General features: G+C 60.4%; 13 protein-coding genes and 1 pseudogene. 12 read left to right on the top strand and 2 right to left on the bottom strand.

What is annotated here, in order from left to right; translation table 11 throughout:
* On the bottom strand, positions 1 to 214 hold a 214-nt coding region (locus ACSSV8_RS18805; RefSeq protein WP_454283484.1), incomplete at its 3' end, for a hypothetical protein.
* Between ACSSV8_RS18805 and ACSSV8_RS18800 the strand changes: the two genes are divergently transcribed.
* The 12 genes from ACSSV8_RS18800 to ACSSV8_RS18745 all read left to right on the top strand — a co-directional run bounded on the left by ACSSV8_RS18800 (position 213) and on the right by ACSSV8_RS18745 (position 18633).
* The gene (locus tag ACSSV8_RS18800; protein ID WP_454283483.1) at positions 213 to 971 is read left to right on the top strand and encodes a hypothetical protein; all 759 of its coding nucleotides are present in this window, start codon (positions 213 to 215) and stop codon (positions 969 to 971) included. The two genes, ACSSV8_RS18805 and ACSSV8_RS18800, sit on opposite strands and share 2 nt — an antisense overlap.
* A 73-nt stretch (positions 972 to 1044) precedes the next feature.
* Positions 1045 to 2430 (top strand): exonuclease domain-containing protein, encoded by a 1386-nt coding sequence (locus ACSSV8_RS18795; RefSeq protein WP_454283482.1) that lies wholly within the window; start codon positions 1045 to 1047, stop codon positions 2428 to 2430.
* A gap of 190 nt (positions 2431 to 2620) precedes the next feature.
* On the top strand, positions 2621 to 3379 hold the full coding sequence (locus ACSSV8_RS18790) for a WYL domain-containing protein (RefSeq protein ID WP_454283485.1): 759 nt from the start codon (positions 2621 to 2623) through the stop codon (positions 3377 to 3379).
* A complete protein-coding gene (locus tag ACSSV8_RS18785) occupies positions 3376 to 6042 on the top strand; it encodes a class I SAM-dependent DNA methyltransferase (protein ID WP_454283481.1) in 2667 nt (888 codons plus the stop codon). The genes ACSSV8_RS18790 and ACSSV8_RS18785 overlap by 4 nt, the downstream gene beginning before the upstream one ends.
* The gene (locus ACSSV8_RS18780) at positions 6042 to 8129 is read left to right on the top strand and encodes a DEAD/DEAH box helicase (RefSeq protein WP_454283480.1); all 2088 of its coding nucleotides are present in this window, start codon (positions 6042 to 6044) and stop codon (positions 8127 to 8129) included. Before ACSSV8_RS18785 ends, ACSSV8_RS18780 begins: the two co-directional genes overlap by 1 nt.
* Positions 8130 to 9383, top strand: a complete 1254-nt coding sequence (locus ACSSV8_RS18775) for a GIY-YIG nuclease family protein (RefSeq protein WP_454283479.1) — start codon at positions 8130 to 8132, stop codon at positions 9381 to 9383.
* A gap of 120 nt (positions 9384 to 9503) precedes the next feature.
* Positions 9504 to 11546, top strand: a complete 2043-nt coding sequence (zorA, locus tag ACSSV8_RS18770) for an anti-phage ZorAB system protein ZorA (protein WP_454283478.1) — start codon at positions 9504 to 9506, stop codon at positions 11544 to 11546.
* Positions 11547 to 11548: 2 nt separating this feature from the next.
* Positions 11549 to 12637: an OmpA family protein gene (locus tag ACSSV8_RS18765; protein WP_454283477.1), complete on the top strand. Its 1089-nt coding sequence runs from the start codon at positions 11549 to 11551 to the stop codon at positions 12635 to 12637.
* Positions 12634 to 14856 carry an EH signature domain-containing protein gene (locus tag ACSSV8_RS18760; protein WP_454283476.1) on the top strand — a complete coding sequence of 741 codons (2223 nt, stop codon included), beginning with the start codon at positions 12634 to 12636 and terminating at the stop codon, positions 14854 to 14856. The genes ACSSV8_RS18765 and ACSSV8_RS18760 overlap by 4 nt, the downstream gene beginning before the upstream one ends.
* Positions 14853 to 17951 carry a DEAD/DEAH box helicase gene (locus ACSSV8_RS18755; RefSeq protein ID WP_454283475.1) on the top strand — a complete coding sequence of 1033 codons (3099 nt, stop codon included), beginning with the start codon at positions 14853 to 14855 and terminating at the stop codon, positions 17949 to 17951. Before ACSSV8_RS18760 ends, ACSSV8_RS18755 begins: the two co-directional genes overlap by 4 nt.
* 19 nt (positions 17952 to 17970) lie before the next feature.
* Complete coding sequence (locus ACSSV8_RS18750; RefSeq protein WP_454283474.1) at positions 17971 to 18231, top strand: hypothetical protein; 261 nt, start codon at positions 17971 to 17973, stop codon at positions 18229 to 18231.
* Between the two features lie 225 nt (positions 18232 to 18456).
* A complete protein-coding gene (locus tag ACSSV8_RS18745) occupies positions 18457 to 18633 on the top strand; it encodes a DUF4236 domain-containing protein (RefSeq protein ID WP_454283473.1) in 177 nt (58 codons plus the stop codon).
* Here ACSSV8_RS18745 and ACSSV8_RS18740 read toward each other — a convergent pair.
* A pseudogene (locus ACSSV8_RS18740) lies at positions 18611 to 18931 on the bottom strand (ISAs1 family transposase); the annotation flags it as partial. The gene ACSSV8_RS18745 and the pseudogene ACSSV8_RS18740 overlap by 23 nt on opposite strands.
* Positions 18932 to 19037: the final 106 nt, after the last annotated feature.

The raw sequence follows: 19037 nt of genomic DNA, 5'->3' as shown, positions 1-19037 counted from the left end.
CCAACATGGGCATCGGCGGCATCACCCCCGCTATGAAACTGAAAATGGCCGCGTGAACTCTACGGACGAACCCCGTTAAAAAGGGGGGGATTACCGTCTCATCCCTTGGCGAATCCTTCGCTAGCAAAAGCAAAAACGCCGCAAGCCATGCGGAGATAGTTGGTGCAATTCTCAGCGCCATCATCACGGCGCGTGCCTTCAGCGCGTGACGCATGGAAACGCGACACAGCCTGTGGCAACTTCGCGCCATGATCGAATTCCGCCTGCTCCCTGATAACCATCCCGATCTCGCGCATTCGCCGCTGCTGCGCGGCGCGCTATTGACCCTGCAATTCGCGCAGGATCACGGATCGATCGGCCTGACCAAGACCAAGGCATTCAAGCGCGTCTTCGTGCATTGGGCCGTCGAGCATTTCAGCTGGCCGGGCAAAAGCGCGGAAGAGATGTTCCGCTTCAGCAAGGTCATCAATGAATACGAATTCCCGCCGCTTGAAGTGCTGCATCAGCTGCTGATCTCCCTCCGCCTCGGGCGGCACTACAAGGGCGAGTTCCGGCTGACCAAGCGGGGTGCCGAGCTGGCGCACTCCCCCGGTCGCCTGTTTGCCGAACTGATCCCCTACTTCGTCCTCCGGATCGATCACGCCTCCTATGCGCGCTTTGACGAGCGTCCCTTCGGCAAGTGGGATGTCTGGATGAACGTGATCAACGTCGAAGCGGATCACGGCACGACGGAAGCCGCCTTGTTCGAAGCCTTCTACGGTGAGCCGAAGGACTGGCACACGGCAGGGTGGCGGGAGATGGCCGCGTTCTCTTCCTGCGTCCTGCGGCCGCTTGAATGGGCCGGTTTGCTGATGGAGACCCGCGAGGACGCAGCCGGCAAGCATGTCTGCCATGTGTTCAAGGCCCCGCTCTGGCGCAGTGCGCTGAAGCTCGACACAGACGACATGCTCCGGCCGATCGCAGTGCAATAAGGGCTGCGCCCCGAGGTTCCTGACGCGCGCTTTGCAGGATGACGGACTCTCTGGTGCCAGTTAAGCTGCAATGATGAATTTCGCCTTCTACGATCTCGAGACCACCGGCATTTCGCCCGCCTTCGACCATCCCCTGCAATTTGCCGCTATTCTGACGGATGGTGAATTCAGGGAGATCGAGCGGGTCAATCTGCGATGCCGCATCGCGCCCCATATCATCCCATCGCCATGGGCGCTGGCGGTGACCGGCGTGCGCCCAACGCAGCTGGTGCATCCAGCTCTTCCGACGCTCTTCGAGTTCACGCAGGAGATCGGCGCGCTGATCGAGCGATGGTCGCCCGCGATCTGGACGGGGTTCAACAGCATCCGCTTCGACGAAGAAATGCTGCGCCAGGCTTTCTACCAGAACCTGCAGCCCGACATCTTCGCCACCCAGTTCAACGGTAACACGCGCTTCGACGTGCTGACCGCGCTCTACGCCGTCTGGTATCGCCTGCCAGATTTTTTCAACTGGCCCGTCGATGCCGATGGCCGGGTGCGCTTCAAGCTGGACCGCATCGCGCCGCTGAATGGCTTTGCCGCGCACAATGCCCACGACGCGCTCGGCGATGTCGAGGCGACCATCCATATCACCCGCCAGATCGCCCAGCGCGCACCGGCACTCTGGGCAGAGCTGCTGGCCAACCGCGAGAAGGCGCATGTCCATGCCAACCTCGAGACCTTCCAGCCCATGGCGCTGGTCGAGCGGTTCGGGGGCGGCCTGCCGCGCGCGACCATCGGCTGCTTCTGCGGCACCTCGGTCAACAACCCCAATCAGGCGGCCTTCTTTGATCTGGATGCCGCCGATCCGGTCGAACTGCTGGCGGCCGATGACGCGGCGGTCTTTGCCGCCGTCGATGCCACCCCCAAGGTCATCCGGGCCTTCTCCATCAACAAGTCGCCCGCGTTGCTCTCCGTGCCGGCGCCCAGCGCAGAGCAGTTGCGCCGCGCCAAGATGATCGCCCATGCGCCTGAGTTCCGGGCGCGCGTGGGGCAGGCTCTGGCCGCGCGCTTCCCCGAGGATCCCGCTGCGCCCACCCCTCCGGTCGAGAAGCAGATCTACGGCGGCTTCTACGGCCACACCGACAAGGCGCTGCTCGCGGAGTTTCAGCGCGCGGACTGGCCAGGACGTCAGGAGATCGTTGCCTCGCTTGTAGATCCCCGTCTGCGCCAACTTGGCCGCCGGCTGGTGGCATTTCACGCTCCTGAGCTGCTCTCGGCGGAAGAGCGCGGGCAGTACCAGGCGTGGTTGCTGGAGCGCTGGTCAGCGCCGGATATACCTGAGACTGGATGGACCACCAAGGATCGTTCACGGACCGCACTGGACGAGATGCGGATCGACGATGGGCTCGATCAAGCCTTGGTTGCCGAAATTGCGACTTACCTTCAGAGATTCGATCCGCCAGATTTCCAGCTTTAATAGCCGGTTCGACTGCGTGACTCATTTTATTGCGAGGGACTAATTTTTAGTTCTATACTTGCGGCAATTGCAGGAAAGGGACCGCGTGCCGCGCAAGAAGGTCAAGCAACTGAACTGGGGCGCGGAGCGGCGTAACGAGTTCATCGAGTTCAGGGTGTTCTGGCAGGGTCGGATCAACCGTTCCGATCTGATGGAAACCTTTGGCATCTCGCTTCAGCAGGCTTCCCTAGACCTCGCGGGTTACGCAGAGAAATGGAAGCGCAACCTCGTCTACGACAAGAGCCAGCGCGCCTATGTCCGAGGACGGAGCTTCAAGCCTCATTTCTTTACGCCCAGCGCCGAAGACTATCTCGCACAGCTGCGCGCCGTCGATCAGGGCCTGGTCTCGCGAGAGCAGAGCTGGATCAGTGTATTTCCGGGCTATGAGGCGACGCCGACGCCCGCGCGCGGTATTGCCCCCGAGACTCTGCGCGGAGTGCTGGCCGCGATCCACGGGCCCGCAGCCATTAAGGTAACCTACCAGTCGATGTCCCGCCTCGAGCCCAGCGCGCGCTGGATCGAGCCACATTCCCTGGCCTTTGACGGCTTCCGCTGGCACGCGCGTGCGTTCTGTCGGAATGATCAGGTGTTCAAGGACTTTCTGATTTCCCGCATCGTCGAGATTGGCGAACAGGGCCCGATCACCGCAGATCCGCAGGCTGACGCCGACTGGCACAATGAAGTGGTGCTCGAGATCGGCCCTCATCCTGATCTCGCGTCCACACAGCGACGTGCGATCGAGATGGATTACGGCATGGATGGAGGGTGCGCCCGGATACCGGTGCGCCAGGCACTTCTGTTCTATGCACTTAAGCGCCTTGGGCTTGATACCGATCCTGCTGCGCGCAGACCGCAAGATCAGCAGATCGTCTTGATCAGTCAGAATTCAGTGCCGAAGGTCAACGCATGAATCCCACCGAGATCTATGAGGCGCTGGCCAACCTCGCGAGAAAATCATTTCAGGCTACCGAATTTCCGTTCGAGTTCGCTCTGGCGACAGACAACGCGCCGGCAACTATCGCAAAGCTCAAGGGTGGCACCTACAACAAGTCCGACATTCCGGGCGGTGTCCTTCTGAACCAGAAGTTCCATTTCGCACCGGCCCTGCTCGGGATGAGCGCGGCTTCTCTTGATGCTTTGCGGGCCAGCAAGCGGAATGCGAAGCACAAACCGGCCATCCTGATCGCCACAGACGGCGTAGAGGTGGCCGCTGAGCATCCCAAGTCCGGCGATACGCTTTTCTGCTCATTCTCCGACCTTGGAGACCGGTTCGGCTTCTTCCTTCCCGCCGCCGGCAAGGAGCGCTATCGGGCGGCCGAGGAAAACCCTGTTGACGTCAAGGTCGCGGGCAAACTGGCCAAGCTTTACGACGCCCTGATCCGCAAAAACCCGGATTGGGCCGAAAAGGCCCGCCAGCATGACATGAACCAGCTGATGACCCGGCTGATCTTCTGCATGTTCGCCGAGGATGTCGGGATCTTCCCGGAGGATCAGTTCAGCCGCCTCATCTTCACCCATGCTGGTGACCGGGGCGAGGGGATGCGGGAGGTGCTGGTCAACGCCTTCACCGCGATGAACACGCCACAATCGGACAGAGGCGCGCTGCCCGCCTGGACGCGAGAATTTGAGTACGTCAACGGCGGGCTTTTCGCCGGGCGGATCGACGCGCCGGTCTTTGACGTGACCGCCACCCGATACCTCAAGGATGTCTGCGCCGAGAAATGGACAGGGATCAACCCGGACATCTTTGGCTCGATGATCCAGTCGGTGGCGAACGCCGAGCTGCGCTCTGAACTCGGGATGCACTACACCAGCGTGCCGAACATCATGAAGGTACTGGGGCCCTTGTTCCTTGATGATCTGGACGCCGAAATCGATAATGCTTGGGATCGCGAGCGGGCCTTGCGGCAAGTGCTGGACCGGATCGCAAAGATCAGGGTGTTTGACCCTGCCTGTGGCTCGGGCAACTTCCTTGTAGTCGCCTATCGGTCCTTGCGAGAGCGCGAGATAAGGATCCTAACACAGCTGGCCGAGCTTTCGGGGGGGAGCCAGACCGAGATGTGGTCGGTGGTGCCGATCCGAAACTTTTATGGGATCGAGCTGACCGACTTCGCTGTCGAAACGGCAAAGCTGGCGCTGTTTATCGCGGAGTATCAGGCGAACGCAGTGTTTAAGGAGGCGTTTGGGCGTAAGCCAGCCGACCTGCCGCTTCGGGACGCGGCAAACATTGTCTGCGACAACGCCCTTCAGATTGATTGGGAGCAAGTTTGCCCGCCGCCTCAGGATGGCGGTGAGGTATTTATAGCGGGGAACCCTCCATATGTCGGCGCGAAGAAGCGGAAGCCGTGGCAGACGCAGGATATGATCGCCTGTGGACTGTCTGATGTCTTGCTGCTGGATTATGTGTCAGCATGGTTCTTTAAGGCGGCACAGTTTTCCGGCGGTAAGGCGAGCTTCGCTTTCGTCGCAACAAGTTCGATCTGCCAAGGTGAGCAAGTCGCGCCAATGTGGTCGAAACTTCTTTCTGATACCGCGCACATACATTTTGCCTATCGACCGTTTATGTGGAGGAACTCAGCGGCTGATAACGCTGGCGTATGGGTGACGATTATCGGGGTTGGGCCAGCAAAACCGACTCAAGCTAAGCTGTTTGACGAAGATCTCGTCTCGACCGGCGCTGAGGTCAGTCCATACCTGACGATTGGCCCGTTTATTCCAGTGGTGCCAGTTTCAAAACCTATGTTTAAAATGCCGCGTATGGTGATGGGCAGCAACCCTGTGGATGGGCGCCACCTTTCACTTTCAGCAACGGATCGCGCCTCGATTTTGGAAACTTATCCCGCTGCAGAGCGGTTCATAAAGCCATACATCGGTGGTGATGAGCTAATTGAAGAAAGTGATCGTTTTTGCATATGGATTGAAGATAGTGATATTTCTGAGGCTTTGGAAATCCCAGCTATCTCAAGGCGAGTTGCAGCATGCAGAAAATATAGAGAATCGGCTGGTAGAGATGCAAGGAAATCGGCGGGCAAGCCACATAGGTTCTGCTACCAGACTTACCAGTCCGCACCTTCGGTTGCGATACCAAACTCACAGTCATCGGATCGTCTTTACATACCTGCAGTAATGGTCGGTCCGAATGTTGTTCTAAGTAAAGAAGCTTTTGCGGTATACTATGCTGACCTACATGTGGTGGCAATAGTTTCCTCTAGAATGCACAGAATATGGCTTTCTGCTGTGGGTGGAAGGATTGGGAATGGATTCCGATATTCTGTGAAGATTGTCTACAATAGTTTTCCAATTCCTTCTTTTACGCAAACTCAACTCGAGAATCTTGACCAAGCCGCACGGCAAATTTTGCGCACTCGATATGGACATTATCCTGCTACGATTGCGGATCTCTATGACGCCGATAAGATGCCCGACGAGCTACGCGCTGTTCACAAGGCGAATGATGATCTGTTGGAGAGCATGTATATCGGTCGCCCGTTTCGTAATGACACCGAGCGACTGGAGCATCTGTTCAAACTCTATGCCGCGCGGGTGAAAAAGCTGAAGAAGGGGGCCGCCTGATGTCCGATTTCGTTCGCGTCACCTATGGCCAGACAGGCAAGACCCAGACACCGAACCCCATGGGCATGCGCCCCATGCAGGCCCGCGTCTATGACGCCCGCGCGGCCCAGTTCATCCTGCTCAAGGCGCCGCCCGCTGCCGGTAAGTCCCGCGCACTGATGTTCGTGGCGCTCGACAAGCTGGAAAATCAGGGGGTCGGCAAGGTCATCGTTTGCGTCCCCGAAACCTCGATCGGGGCCTCGTTCCGGTCCACCGACCTCACGACCTATGGTTTCTTTGCGGACTGGCAGGTGGATCCACGCTGGAACCTTTGCCTGAACGGGGCAGAGGAAGGGGCGACCAGCCGCAAGGTGCGCGCGGTCAAGGAGTTCATGGCGTCCGGGGACCGGGTTCTGGTGTGTACACACGCCACTTTCCGCTTTGCCTTTGATGAGATCGCCGAGCAGGAGGGGACGGCCGCCTTCGACGATTGTCTGATCGCTATCGACGAATTCCACCATGTCAGCGCGGGAGATGACAACCGGCTGGGCGAAATCCTCCGCCGCATCCTTAACCGGGGGCAGGCACATGTAATGGCGATGACCGGGTCCTATTTTCGCGGCGACAGCATCCCGGTGCTGCGGCCCGGAGATGAGGCGCGGTTCCGGTCGATCACCTACAGCTATTTCGAGCAACTGGACGGGTACCGTTTCCTGAAAAGTCTCGGGATTTCATACAGCTTCTACCGGGATCAGTATATCAGCGCGATCCCCGAGGTTTTGAAACCTGAGCTGAAAACCATCATCCACATCCCGCACCGCGGCTCGGCCGAGGCCTATGACGTCAAACAATCCGAGGTCGGGGCAATCCTGAGCTGCATCGGCGAGGTGATCGGACGGGATGAACAAACAGGTTTTGATCTCGTCCGGCTTTCCGATGGTCGCATACTGAAGGTCGCAGACTTGGTAGACGATGGGCCGGAGCGGGATCGGGTGAAGGCCGCACTGACGCGCGAGATCGTCGGGCCGGACGGCAAGCGCGACGACGTGGCGGATCGCGCAAAGGTGGATCTGATCATCGCGCTAGGGATGGCAAAAGAGGGGTTCGACTGGGTCTGGTGCGAGCACGCGCTGACCATTGGCTATCGATCATCGCTGACAGAGATCATCCAGATCATTGGCCGTGCGACCCGCGACGCGCCAGGCAAGCGCCATGCCCAGTTCACCAATCTGGTTGCAGAGCCTGGAGTCGAGACCGGCGTGGTCACGGACGCTGTCAACGACATGCTCAAGGCGATCTCGGGTGCGCTGCTGATGGAACAAGTCCTTCAACCGAACTTCCGTTTCTACCGGCGCGAGGATGGCGACACACGTCCGCCCGTCGAAGTCGACAGCGAGGGGCGCGTTCATATTGGCATCGGTGGTTTGTTGGTTCCGCCGACGGCACGCGCACGAGAAATCGTCGAAAACGACATGCATGAGCTGGTGGCCAAAGCATGCCAGCAGATGGACCGTCGAACCGTGGCGGATGATGTGGCGCCCGAGGTCGCAACCCAGCTGGTTCTGACCGACATTATCGAGAAGACCTACGAGAACCTTACCCCGGACGAGACAGAAGCGATCCGGCAGGATCTGGCAGCCCGGATGAACATTGCCGCCATTGCGCGCCGGGAGGCCCAGAAGGAACTGGAAACAGGTGCTGCTGGCATCGACGAAGGGGAGTCTACTGATGGAGCCAAAGATGAGCCGACCGCGCCTGACGCGCTGAACCTGATTCGGATGGTCAAGAAATTCATTAATGTTCGTGAACTGGACATCGATCTGATCGACTCCATCAATCCGTTTCGTGAGGGGTTCGATATCGCATCCAAGGCGCTCGATACACCCCTGCTCCAACAAATCCAGAGCGCCATGGTTGCTCAGCGCATACAAATGACTGAAGAAGAGGCGCTTGTACTCTGGCCTCGGATCAAGCGGTTCACCACCCAGGAGGGGCGCCCCCCGAACCCGAACTCGCCGGACGACCTAGAGCGCCGCCTCGCAGAGGCCCACGCTTACATTCGCACGAAAAAGGCTGAGCGGATGCGTGCTGCTCAGGGTGGTGTGTGAATGATGCCCCGATATCGGTCGATTGAGGAAATTCTAGAGGAAAATGACGAGCTAGGTCTTCTGAACGTGACCTTGCGATCCCGGGCCACCCGATCTCCTGAGCGGGAGCGAGACGCAGAGTTGGTCGCCGAGGTAAATGCATTTTTTGATCAGCATGGCCGGGTACCGGACGCTGGGGCGGTCGATCACGATGAGATGCGCCTTGGAATGATCTGGGGAAGGCTGGTTGCCAAGGGGGAGGCGCCCGATCTGGTTGACGTGGATCGGAACGGTCTTCTATCCGGGGCCGCGTTTGATCTGAGACCTGCGCCCGCCGCGCAGGAGCGGGACTGGCGCGACGAGCCGGATGAGCATGAGGTCCCCACCTCCCTTGACGACATCTTCGACGATGAGGCGCTTGAGGTCTCGGACGCGTTCACGACGATCCGGAACGTCACCCCGGCGGAGGACCGCCTGGTCCCGGACCACCGGGCGGAGTTCTACCCGTGCCACGACTTCGACCGGTTCCGGGACATGTTCGAGCGGGCCCAGGCCGCGCTTGAGGCCGGTGAACGTGAGGTGCGCCCGATAACCCACAAGGAGGAGGTCAGGGTCGAGGAGGGGTCCATCTTCATCCGCAAGGGGCTCCTGACCTACGTGGCAGAGAAGGCGGAGATGACCGCTCGCGCCGGAAAGCGGGATCACCGGCTCCGGATCATCTTCTCGAACGGGACGGAGAGCGACCCGCTCCTTTCCTCATTCCGGAAGGCCTTGGCCGACGACCCGACCGCGCGCGCAATCCACCGGCATGGTCTCGGCCCGCTCGACCCAGAATACGAGGGGGACCGGCTCGACCTGACCGGGACCGTCTACGTGGTGCGAAGCAGGTCCAAGGAAGCACAGATCGCCGAGGTTCGGAACATCCTGCTCAAGATCGGGGTGACGACGCAGGAGGTCCGGCGCCGGATTGCGGACGCGCGCAACGACCCGACTTTCCTGCTCGCCCCCGTGGAGGTAGTCGCGACCTATGACCTCGTGAACTTGTCCTGGCGCAAGGTAGAAGGGCTCCTACACAGGTTCTTTGATGCGGCCCGACCGCGCGATCTATGGATTACAGATAGGTTCGGCAGGAAGGTCTATCCGCGAGAGTGGTTCTACGTGCTGCCCGAGCATGTGAGCCAAGCCGTGCAGGCGATTAAGGACGGCACCCTTCATGAACTGGAATATGACCCGGAGAGCCAAACGATCCGGAGGAGGTCGGGACGTGATCAGTGATTTCCGAAACTACAGTCGAAGATTGAACTCAGCTAAGAACGTTTGGCCTCAAAATCTCTTTTATTCATGTGCAAAAGAATATCACCAGAATTGAAGCGGTGAGCAGGAAGGAAGACGGCGGTGGAGTTTTTTGCAGATATTGGGACGGGCATGTCCCAGTTCATTTTTTGGGTGTCCTCGTTTCTGACCGAAGAGCAGGCGCCCGGCCTCGTTTCGATCGGGATCCTGTTCTGGCTCCTTATTTCCGTTCTGGTTGTGGGGATCAGTGCCCGCAGAAAGCTGACCGCCTTACGTTGGCTGGAAGGACAGGTCCGGACTGCAAAAGACGAGTCCGAGTTTGCCGAACAGGTGAACAAGATCAGCCAAGAGGCGAAAAAGGTCCGGACCCGAACAGGATACGTACACATCACAGCCGCCTGGGACGAGTTTCGCGAAACCCTGATCGAGGAAAAGGGCGCCGATCGGCCGGTCCTGCGAAACAGCGTGCGCCCCTCAAGTTTCTTCAACCTCGAGGATCTTCATTTCGGCCCGGGGTTCTCGCGTTATATGCCGGGGTTGTTCGTGACGGTCGGGCTGTTCCTCACCTTCCTCGGCCTCATATCGGCGCTTCAGCAGATCACCGGGCTGAGCGACGCGTCTCCTGAGGAAATGCGCTCGTCCCTCGACGGCCTGCTCGGTGCGGCGTCCGCCAAGTTCATCATGTCCCTGACGGGGCTTCTGGCGTCGATCATCTTCACGATTGTCCTGCGCTGGCTTACGGGCAATGTGGAGCGTCGGATCCACACGCTCTGCGCCGATTTCGAGAGTCGACTGAGCTTCATCAGCCTTGAGGAGGTCGCGATGGAGCAGCTCGCGATTGCGCGTGGCCAGAAGGACAGCTTCATGGAGATCGGGACCACGCTAGTGGCTGAGCTCGGCCGGTCCCTTCAGAAGGAGATCCCAGAATCGATTTCCAGCTCGATCAGCACCGCCATGGCCCCGCTACTGGACAAAGTCGGCAAAGCGGGGGCCGACGGGGTCGGTCAGATGGTGACCGATCTCTCTTCCCGTTTTGCAGAGGACGTTGGCCAGGCGCTTTCCGACGCAAGCGCGCAGCTTTCCGCCGCGGGAGATAAGATCGCGAGCCTAACTGACCGCATGGACCGGAGCTCCGGACAGATGGGACAGGAGATGGAAGCCTCCATCGAGAAGCTCGCCAAGGCGGCGGAGGACCTATCAGCCCGTCTTGCGTCCGCTGCTGAAACGACGGACGGAACCTTGAACGCCGGCGCAGAGAAGCTCCTCGAAATCATGAACGAGACGCTGGAGGGTATCCGGCGCAACACCGCTGAGGGGGCGGACGCGCTGAAAGAGGCAGCTGCGGATATGCGCGCCTCTGCCGGAACGTTCCGCGAGGAGCTCGACGCCGCCGCCGCCAGCGGATCCGATGCGGTCCGCTCCCGGATGGAAACGGCCGGCGCGGAGGTCGAAGGGGCGATCTCCGAGGCGGGCCGCGGGATGGCGGACATAGTCACCCGCAGCGGGCAGGATCTCCTGTCCGCCTCGGGCGAGTTCCGCGAGAAGATCCGGGCCGATCTAGTGGAGCCGATCACCCAGGTAGTGGATCAGCTCGACAAGATGGCGGACCGGCTGAAAGACGGGTCCGGTCAGATCGCGACTGCGGCAGGTCTCATCAAGTCCGGCGGAGAGGCGACCCGGTCTGCGGCGGAAACTCTCACAACCGCCTCGCGTGACCTGCAAGCGGCGGCCGGGCCGGTCAGAAGCAGTGTGGAGCGGATCGAAACCGCGACCACTGGGCTCGCGAAGAGCACGGCGGACGCCGCCGAGACCGTCACTAGGTCTTCAAGGGAGACCGCGGAGAACGCCGCGCGGGTTCTGGACGCGGCAAAAGCCGCGCTGAGTGCGGAGCAGAAACTTATTGAGACGTCCCTCACGAAGTTGGGGGAGGCGCTGGACCATATGGAGCGCCAGCGTGAACAGATCGACGACATGGATGACAAGCTTGGCGCGGCATTCAATCAGTTTGCCTCTCATGTCAGGACGTCGCTCGACACGTTTGCTGAGCATGTCCGCAAGATGAACGGCGAGCTGGCACCCGCGCTGGACACGATGCGTGAGATCGTTGACCAGGCTGAGAAGTTTCGTCCTGAGCAGAGGCGCTGAGCATGCGCAGGCTGGAGCGAAACCGGGCACGCGCGGAGGAGGAGGAATCCGTTTTCGTCACGATGACGGACATGACGATCAGCTTCCTTCTGATCATCATGATCCTGCTCGCCTTCTTCGCGACCCAGCTCAACGATGACGAGACAGTCCCCCTGACCGCATATGAGAGGGTCCGTCAGGAGCGCGACGACCTGCGTGTCGAGAACCAGGATCTGCGCGCCTCGGTTGAGGCCCTCGAGGCGGAACTTGCCCGCGTCACGTCCGAGTTGGAGACGGTTGCCGCCGAGCGAGATCGGCTGCGCAGTGAACTGGACCAGCTGCGTGATGAAAATGAGGCGCTCGGGGACCGGGTTGCTGAACTTGAGGAGGAAAACGAGCAGCTGCGTTCCCGGGTCGACCAGCTTGTCGAAGAGATCGAGCGTTTGCGGGAGGAGATCGAAAGGCTCAGGGCTCCGAACCCTCTCGAGGCTTATCTTTCGGAAGGGATCGAACAGCGGCTTATAATTCTGGAAGAGCTAAGAAGCAGGCTTGTTGAGGCATTTCCTCGTTTGGAGGACGTCGTGGTAATCAGCCCAGAACAGGACGCGCTCAGGTTTCAAGGAGAAGGACTATTCCGTCCAGACTCCAGAACACTCGTCGGACGTGAGAGAGAAATCGTCGACACAATTGGTCAATTACTCGACGCAATCCTCATTTGTTTCACGGTAGGCGAACGCGCGGTTCGGGGACCAGACTGTAACAGCGGTAGCGCCCTTATCGAGGCAGTCCAAATCGAAGGTCACACGGATAGCGACGGGTCGGACGCTTACAATCTTGGTCTTTCCACGGATAGAGCCAATGCGACATTTCTGGTGATGTTTAGCGAGAACCCTTCGCTTCTTTTGCATCAAAATATCCGTGGTCAACCCGTCATGTCTGTCTCGGGCTACGGAGAAATGCGTCCGATAACGTTGAACGCGACATCACAGGGGAAGGCCGCGAACCGGCGCATCGATCTTCGCATCATCATGTACGCGCCCAGTACCGTCGAGGAGGTGGAAGAAGTCGGGCGCCGGTTGGATGCGCTGCGCGCTGCGGGGGGATCGGAATGAGCCTCTTCGAAGCGCTCGAAAAAGCGGGGCAACTCTCGTCTCTGGAGGTTCCGGAGCTGCGATACCTAAGCGCGGCTGCTGACCGGGTGCGGGAACGCTGGCCTGACGTTCAGGTGGCCACAACCGAGAAAGAGCGCGAGGCGCTGGCCCAGAAGCTCCGGGATCGTGTTGAACGCAGCGATTGGGAGGAGACCCGGCTCTCTTTCATGGTCGCTGCAGCTTCGGCCGTTTTCGATGCAGAACGCCGGAGCCGTCCCGATCTGGCTCGGACGCGAGACTTCCTCTACGCCGAGATCGCCGTATCAACATCCGAGACCTTCCTGTCCGGGCTGCTGCGCGCCTATCTCGACAGCTACGCTCCCGAAGGTTCACACACAACCGCTCTCGCGACCGTACTTAGCGCGGCGGCTCCGCGGATGAGCGCAACCGGGCGTATTCTTCTGGAGGCTATTCCGGAACTCATGGATCCCGTGTCAGGTCCGAGTCGGCTCGCGGCCCGGATGTCGAAGATGTCTGACCCTTACACGGAACTCCTCCGTCTCGGGGTTCGCAACCCGCATGGCGGCGGGTTCATGGATCTGGCCCACCTGTCCTTGACCTCTCTCGTCCGGCCGCATTTGTCCGAGCGGAACCTGATCGACTGGTACATCAGATGGCTACGTCCATCGGGCAAGGAGGAGGGTCGAAACAGTGGAGCGGAGCCGGCGATCGAAGCCCTGATCCATCCCTGGTTGGAAAAAAATCCTGAGGATAAGTTCAGATCCTACCTCGTGGAAACCCTGATCGAGCTATACGGGGATCCGCGGATCAAGTCCGGCGGGGTGTGGGGCGGCATTGACGAGCGCTACATGGCGATCGTGCATCGCTGGCTGACACGGGAAGACATGCGCTTCTTCACCGGGGTCGTAGACGCTACCCAGAAGGACGCGATGTGGCCACCGCGCCGGGATTTCTGGCTAAAGCTTTATGATGAAGGCCTGATAGACGCCGCTTGGGCAGCGTTGTCCAAGGAAGGCTTCGAGTACGCGCGCCAGCACCTCATGCGTCAGGATGCCAAGAACGCCTATACTCGGGTCGGGTATCAGCAGGCGCGCCAGAACACATCCCTCCTGATCATGAAGATCGGCAACAAGATCATGGTGGACGGGTGTCACAGCTACCGGACGCATGTTTTCGACATCTCGGACCCGATGGCACCGAAGCTGTTCGATGAGGGGTATGATTGTGAGCAGATCATGCGCGCTTCAGATCGCAGGGCATCGGCCGCCTCAAAATCACACGGCAGTATTCCGCTCTGGAGCCGCTGGGTCAGGGACATGATCAACGCGGATGTGCCGCGGTCGCAACAGACCCGGCCCTACACGAAGGTTTTCAGGCCGCGTCCGCCGAAACCAAGATACGTGCCACCACTGCATCCCGCAAAACCGGGCTACTCTGATCGTCAGCCTGTTCAGCGCGGTGTCGGGTCCTCTAACTCCGGTCAAGACCTGTTCAGTTCGAGAGGTGCCACGCGACCATCCTCCGGTAATGGACTCACCAGCCCTGCCAGTCGAGCTGTCGCACCTCCTGCAAGCGTTGCTGCAGCCATGCGCGTTCAGCCTGAGGCCCCGGAGCCGGTGAAACCCCACTATGGCGATGCGGCCTCCTTGAAACAGGCCCGGTTCCCCAGTCTCACGGACCGGATGATCGCCTACGGTCCTGCGGCCGCCGCAGCGGTTCTAGGGTATCTTGAGGCGACCGAGAACGGTCGAACACGACCAGCCTTGTCGCCGAAGTCCAGAGAAGCGTTGGCATGGGTTCGAGCGGTCAAGGGTGATCCTCCGCTCCGTTTGAGAAACGCGCTGGAGTATCTGCTGCTCAACCTGAAAACGAGCGGTGTGGAGCTGGATGATCTGTTCGCGTCATCTTCTGCCCCTCCTGCGGTATCGGGTCAGCCCGCCGAGTCCACGACCGTTCCGAAAAAAGCCGCGGTATCTGGCGACCAGAAGTTCCCGCCGCTCCCGGATCACGCCGTGGGGCGCCTTGATCTCCTTCGCGCGCATGCGGACGCGCTTGAGGATCTCGGTATGTGGAAGCGCACGTTCGATCAGCGCAAGGCTCTCGCGGTCGCTGTGCGGAAGCTCAGAGAGCGAAGCCAAGACCTTCGTTCGACAGAGGTCGCGGAGCTTCAAATGCTCTATGAGGAGCTGCGCCGGGGCGGAAAGGACGGACGAAAATGATCCAGCTGACCTATGATCAGGACGGGGTCACCCTCGAGTTCAGGTCGCGCCAGTCTCTGCTGGACCGGCTCCTCTCACGCGGGACTGATCCGGATTTCGATCACGATAAGCGGCTGAGCTTCGCGTTGGCCGATCTACGAGCCACCGCCGAGGAGGCTGGCGATCAGGTGGAGATCAGGAGTGACCGGATTCGGCTCTCTCACAGGACGCTGAGCGCGCTCTCCTCGGAGACGGCGGACGCGCTCGGTCTTCCCCCTTTGGTGGACCTTACCCTGCGCACGGACGTCATGGGCCAGATCGGCAGCCCCGATTTCCGCCTGACCCATGACTGGGTCCGGGCGGGCCGCAAGGAAATCGCCCATCGGACCGGCGCGATCCTGGAGACCTCGGGCGACGGGGCCGACGGACTTCGCCGCCTTCCCGGATGGATGCTGGACACGCTCGAGGTGGCGGACCGGTTCCGGGCCGGCTCTGACCTCGACGAGCACTGGGAGGCGCTCGCCCGTTTTCGGCGCGCCCTCGAGCCTGGGGTCCGGATGGACCGGGCCGACGCGGAGGCACGCCTCGGGATGACCGATTTCCTTTCCGGGCTCGAGGTGACCCTGACGGACCGGTTCTCGATCAGCCCGCGGGGCGAAGACCAGTTCGCGATCATCCCGTTTCTCGGCGAGACGGTCGAGGCCGCGGAACGTGACGGGGAGCAGATCAGCGAGGCGGAAGCGGAGCTGCAGGAGGGTCGGCTTCGGGCTTTCCAGGACAAGGCCTTCGCCCGAGGCGCCCGCCCCGCTTACAAGCTCGGCGCGCAGAGTTACCTGGTCGTGGACTCCGCCGCCGCCCCGGTCCTCAAGGTGATGACGGACATGCAACGAGCGGATCCGGTCACCCGGGCCGCGTTCGTTCGCAACCCACGTCAAAGGATCACGGAAGCGGTCACGGACCATCTGCGATCAAGGGGCAAACTGGAGGGGCTGTCGCCGGCCCAGGAGCAGGAGCTGATCGAGCAGATGGCGGAGCCCGCCTTCGTCGAAACACGGGAATACTCCGAACGGGTGATCGGGCTCACCGTCTATGAGAAACCGGCACTCGAAATCACTGGGTCCGGGACAACCTGGCTGCCTGAGGCGTTCACCGGAGCGGCGGCTGAGAAGATCGAGGCGATGCCCCCGGATCAGGTCGAGCGGCTCATCCATCAAGTGGACGCAGCGATCGCGGCTGGAGAGCCGTCGGTGAACGTCAACGGCGCGGAAATCCCCGCGACCCCAACAAGCCGCGCCGCGCTCGAGCAGCGTCTCGAAGCCATCCGTAGCCTGGAAGAGCCGGAAACTAAGCCGGTGATCGAGGAGGAGATCGATCCGCGGATCGGGCCGATCATTCTCGACACCGCCGACAACCTCGAGGACCTCACCTGGGCTGCAAAGATCCGCCCGCGCACCCGGCTCGCCCCGGACACGCTCCCGGAAGTGGTTAAATCAGCCCTCAAAGGGCACCAGACGGAGAGTTTTCTATGGGAGCTGGAGGCTTGGGCTGCAGGACTGCCAGGGATCTTGAACGCGGATGAGCAAGGGCTAGGGAAAACCCTTCAGGCGATCGCATTTCTCGCGTGGATGAAGGAGAACATGTCCCGATCGGAAGCCGGGCGAGCCGGGCCAGTCCTCGTGGTGGCACCCACCTCGCTGCTTGTGAACTGGGAGGAAGAGGTCGACAAACACTTGCGGGCGCCCGGACTCGGCAACGTGGTCCGGCTCTACGGGTCAGCCCTCGGAGGAAAGAAGCGACCCGGTCAGCAGGGCATCGAAACCGATAGCGGAAACGCGCTGCTGGATCTGCGCGATCTGGAGGAGGCGATCGATGAGGGGCGCGGGCATCGTTACTGGGTGCTGACCACCTACACGACGTTGACGAACTACCAGCATTCGCTGGCGAAGATCCCCTTCTCGACCGCCGTGTTCGACGAAATTCAGGCGGTGAAAAACCCCGTTAGCTTGCGCGCAAAGGCAGCGCTCGCGGTCAACGCGGATTTTCGGGTCGGGCTGACCGGCACCCCTATCGAGAACAGTACGGTCGACCTCTGGGCGATCATGGAGCAGCTTACCCCGGGCCGTCTGGGCTCGCTGAAGGTGTTCCGAGATAGGTTCGGGGAGCCGGCGGAGGGGAACATGCGCGAGCTCTATTCGCTAATGTTCGAGCCGCAGAGCGGCCTTCCCCCGGTTGCGCTGCGTCGTCTGAAAGAGGATGTTGCCCGTGACCTTCCAGAAAAATCGCGCCATCTCCATCCGCGGCTCATGCCGGAACCGCAGGCCGCCGCTTACGAGAAGGCGCGTGGAAAGCTAGCCTCCGGTACCCGAGGCGGCGCACTCAAGATGCTCCATCATATCCGATCCGTTTCCGTACACCCGGACGCGTCGTCACCGACGGAGGACGAAACCTATATCAGCATGTCCGCCCGTCTCTCGGCGGCGATGGACATCCTGCGCGGGGTGCGGGACCGGGGCGAGCGCGCGCTGGTCTTCATCGAGCACGTGAAAATGCAGCACCGGTTCATCGAGCTCACGAAACGGGAGTTCAGTCTTCTCCGTGTCGACCTAATCAACGGAAGCACCCCGATCCCGCGTCGCCAAGAGATTGTAAACCGATTCCAAAGACACCTCGACCGCGATGAGGGCTTTGATCTTCTGGTTCTCGGCCCTAAGGCGGCGGGGACCGGGTTGACTCTAACGGCAGCCACGCATGTGATTCACCTGTCACGCTGGTGGAACCCGGCTGTGGAGGAGCAGTGCAACGATCGTGTCCACCGCATCGGGCAGACCAGGCCCGTCACTGTTCACGTCCCGATGGCAATTCACCCCGGGTACCAGCACAACTCATTCGACTGCCTCCTTCACAGCTTAATGACACGAAAAAGGCGTTTGGCGAGTTCGGCATTATGGCCCATGGGCGATACTGACGATGATGCGAGCCGTCTGCAAAAAATGCTGGCAGACGGTGATGTCTTGGCCAACGGTGATCCAGTTTATGCCGCAGTATCAGCCATGTTTAATCGTGACGATAATCCAATCCCCGAGATAAATAGCGATGGATCAATGACGTATCACTGAGTTTACGAAAGGAATGGCTTTGAAGCGGAAAGACGATATTGAAGTGCTTGCGGGACAGTTGGTGGCGCAGAACATGATGCTCCAGATTCTGATCAGCGAGGCGACACTCCATGGCCATGATCGTGGTGCTGAACTGCAGAACGCACTTCAGGCAGGGCTTGGTGCGATCAAGGGAAATCCGAATATGACGCAGAGCGAAAAGTTCGGTTGCGAAAAGACCCTTGAGGATGCAATCGACACGATTGACCAGCTGCGGGTGAATGCGGGTTGGTCAAAATGAGCCTCCGGGCGGTTTACCTGCAACAGCGGACGCACCTACTTGAACGTCATATAGCGCTCTGGTTCAGATGATGAAGCTGCGCCACCCTGATGATGCTGACGATCTAATGGATCTAGAACGCGTCTGGCAGGTAGAAGTTGAGGAAATACATACTGCGCTGTTGATAGAGGATAGGGCGTATTTTGATGAACGCGAGCCGCGTGCCAGCAAGCGACGGGGCGCATAATGGCTTTCCGTTTTTGTCGTCGCGTGCGTCTGGCCCCTGGCGTCACGCTGAACCTGTCGAAATCGACCGCGTCATTGTCCTTTGGGCCGCGCGGCGCGAAGTACACGATCAGCCCACGCGCCAATCGGGCAACCAGGGCAATCGCAGTTGGCCTCACGTCTCGGCGAAGCCATTGAGAACCGACCGAAGGAAGTCGTCATCCCAGCCTGCGCGCTTTAGCTTGATTGAGAGCGAGCCCTTGGAGGTGTCCCTGCGGACGACGTCGAGCGCGCGGCGACGCAGAACAGCGATGTTGCCGGGGCCGTTGTCCTTTCGGTTGCGTGCTGCGTCTTCACGGAACGACACGTCGAGCTGCCAGTGCAGGGCGTTCTCGATGGCCCAGTGGGCACGGACTGTTTTCAGCATGACCTCTGGCGTCGGCATCCAGGACAGCGCGAAGAAGCGGGTTTCGGAGGTGACGCTCCCGTCAGTCTCCCGGGTCGCCTGGGAGTGTCATGAACTCTGTGTATCTGGCCCGGTCCATGCGGTTTCAGATACTCAAGCGTCGAAGCGCTCGCCGAACATTATGGCGAACTGGTTG

The organism is Roseovarius sp. MBR-79 (assembly GCF_053628555.1).
Note: the sequence above shows the minus strand (reverse complement) of the source record. Positions and strands in the feature narration are given on the sequence as shown.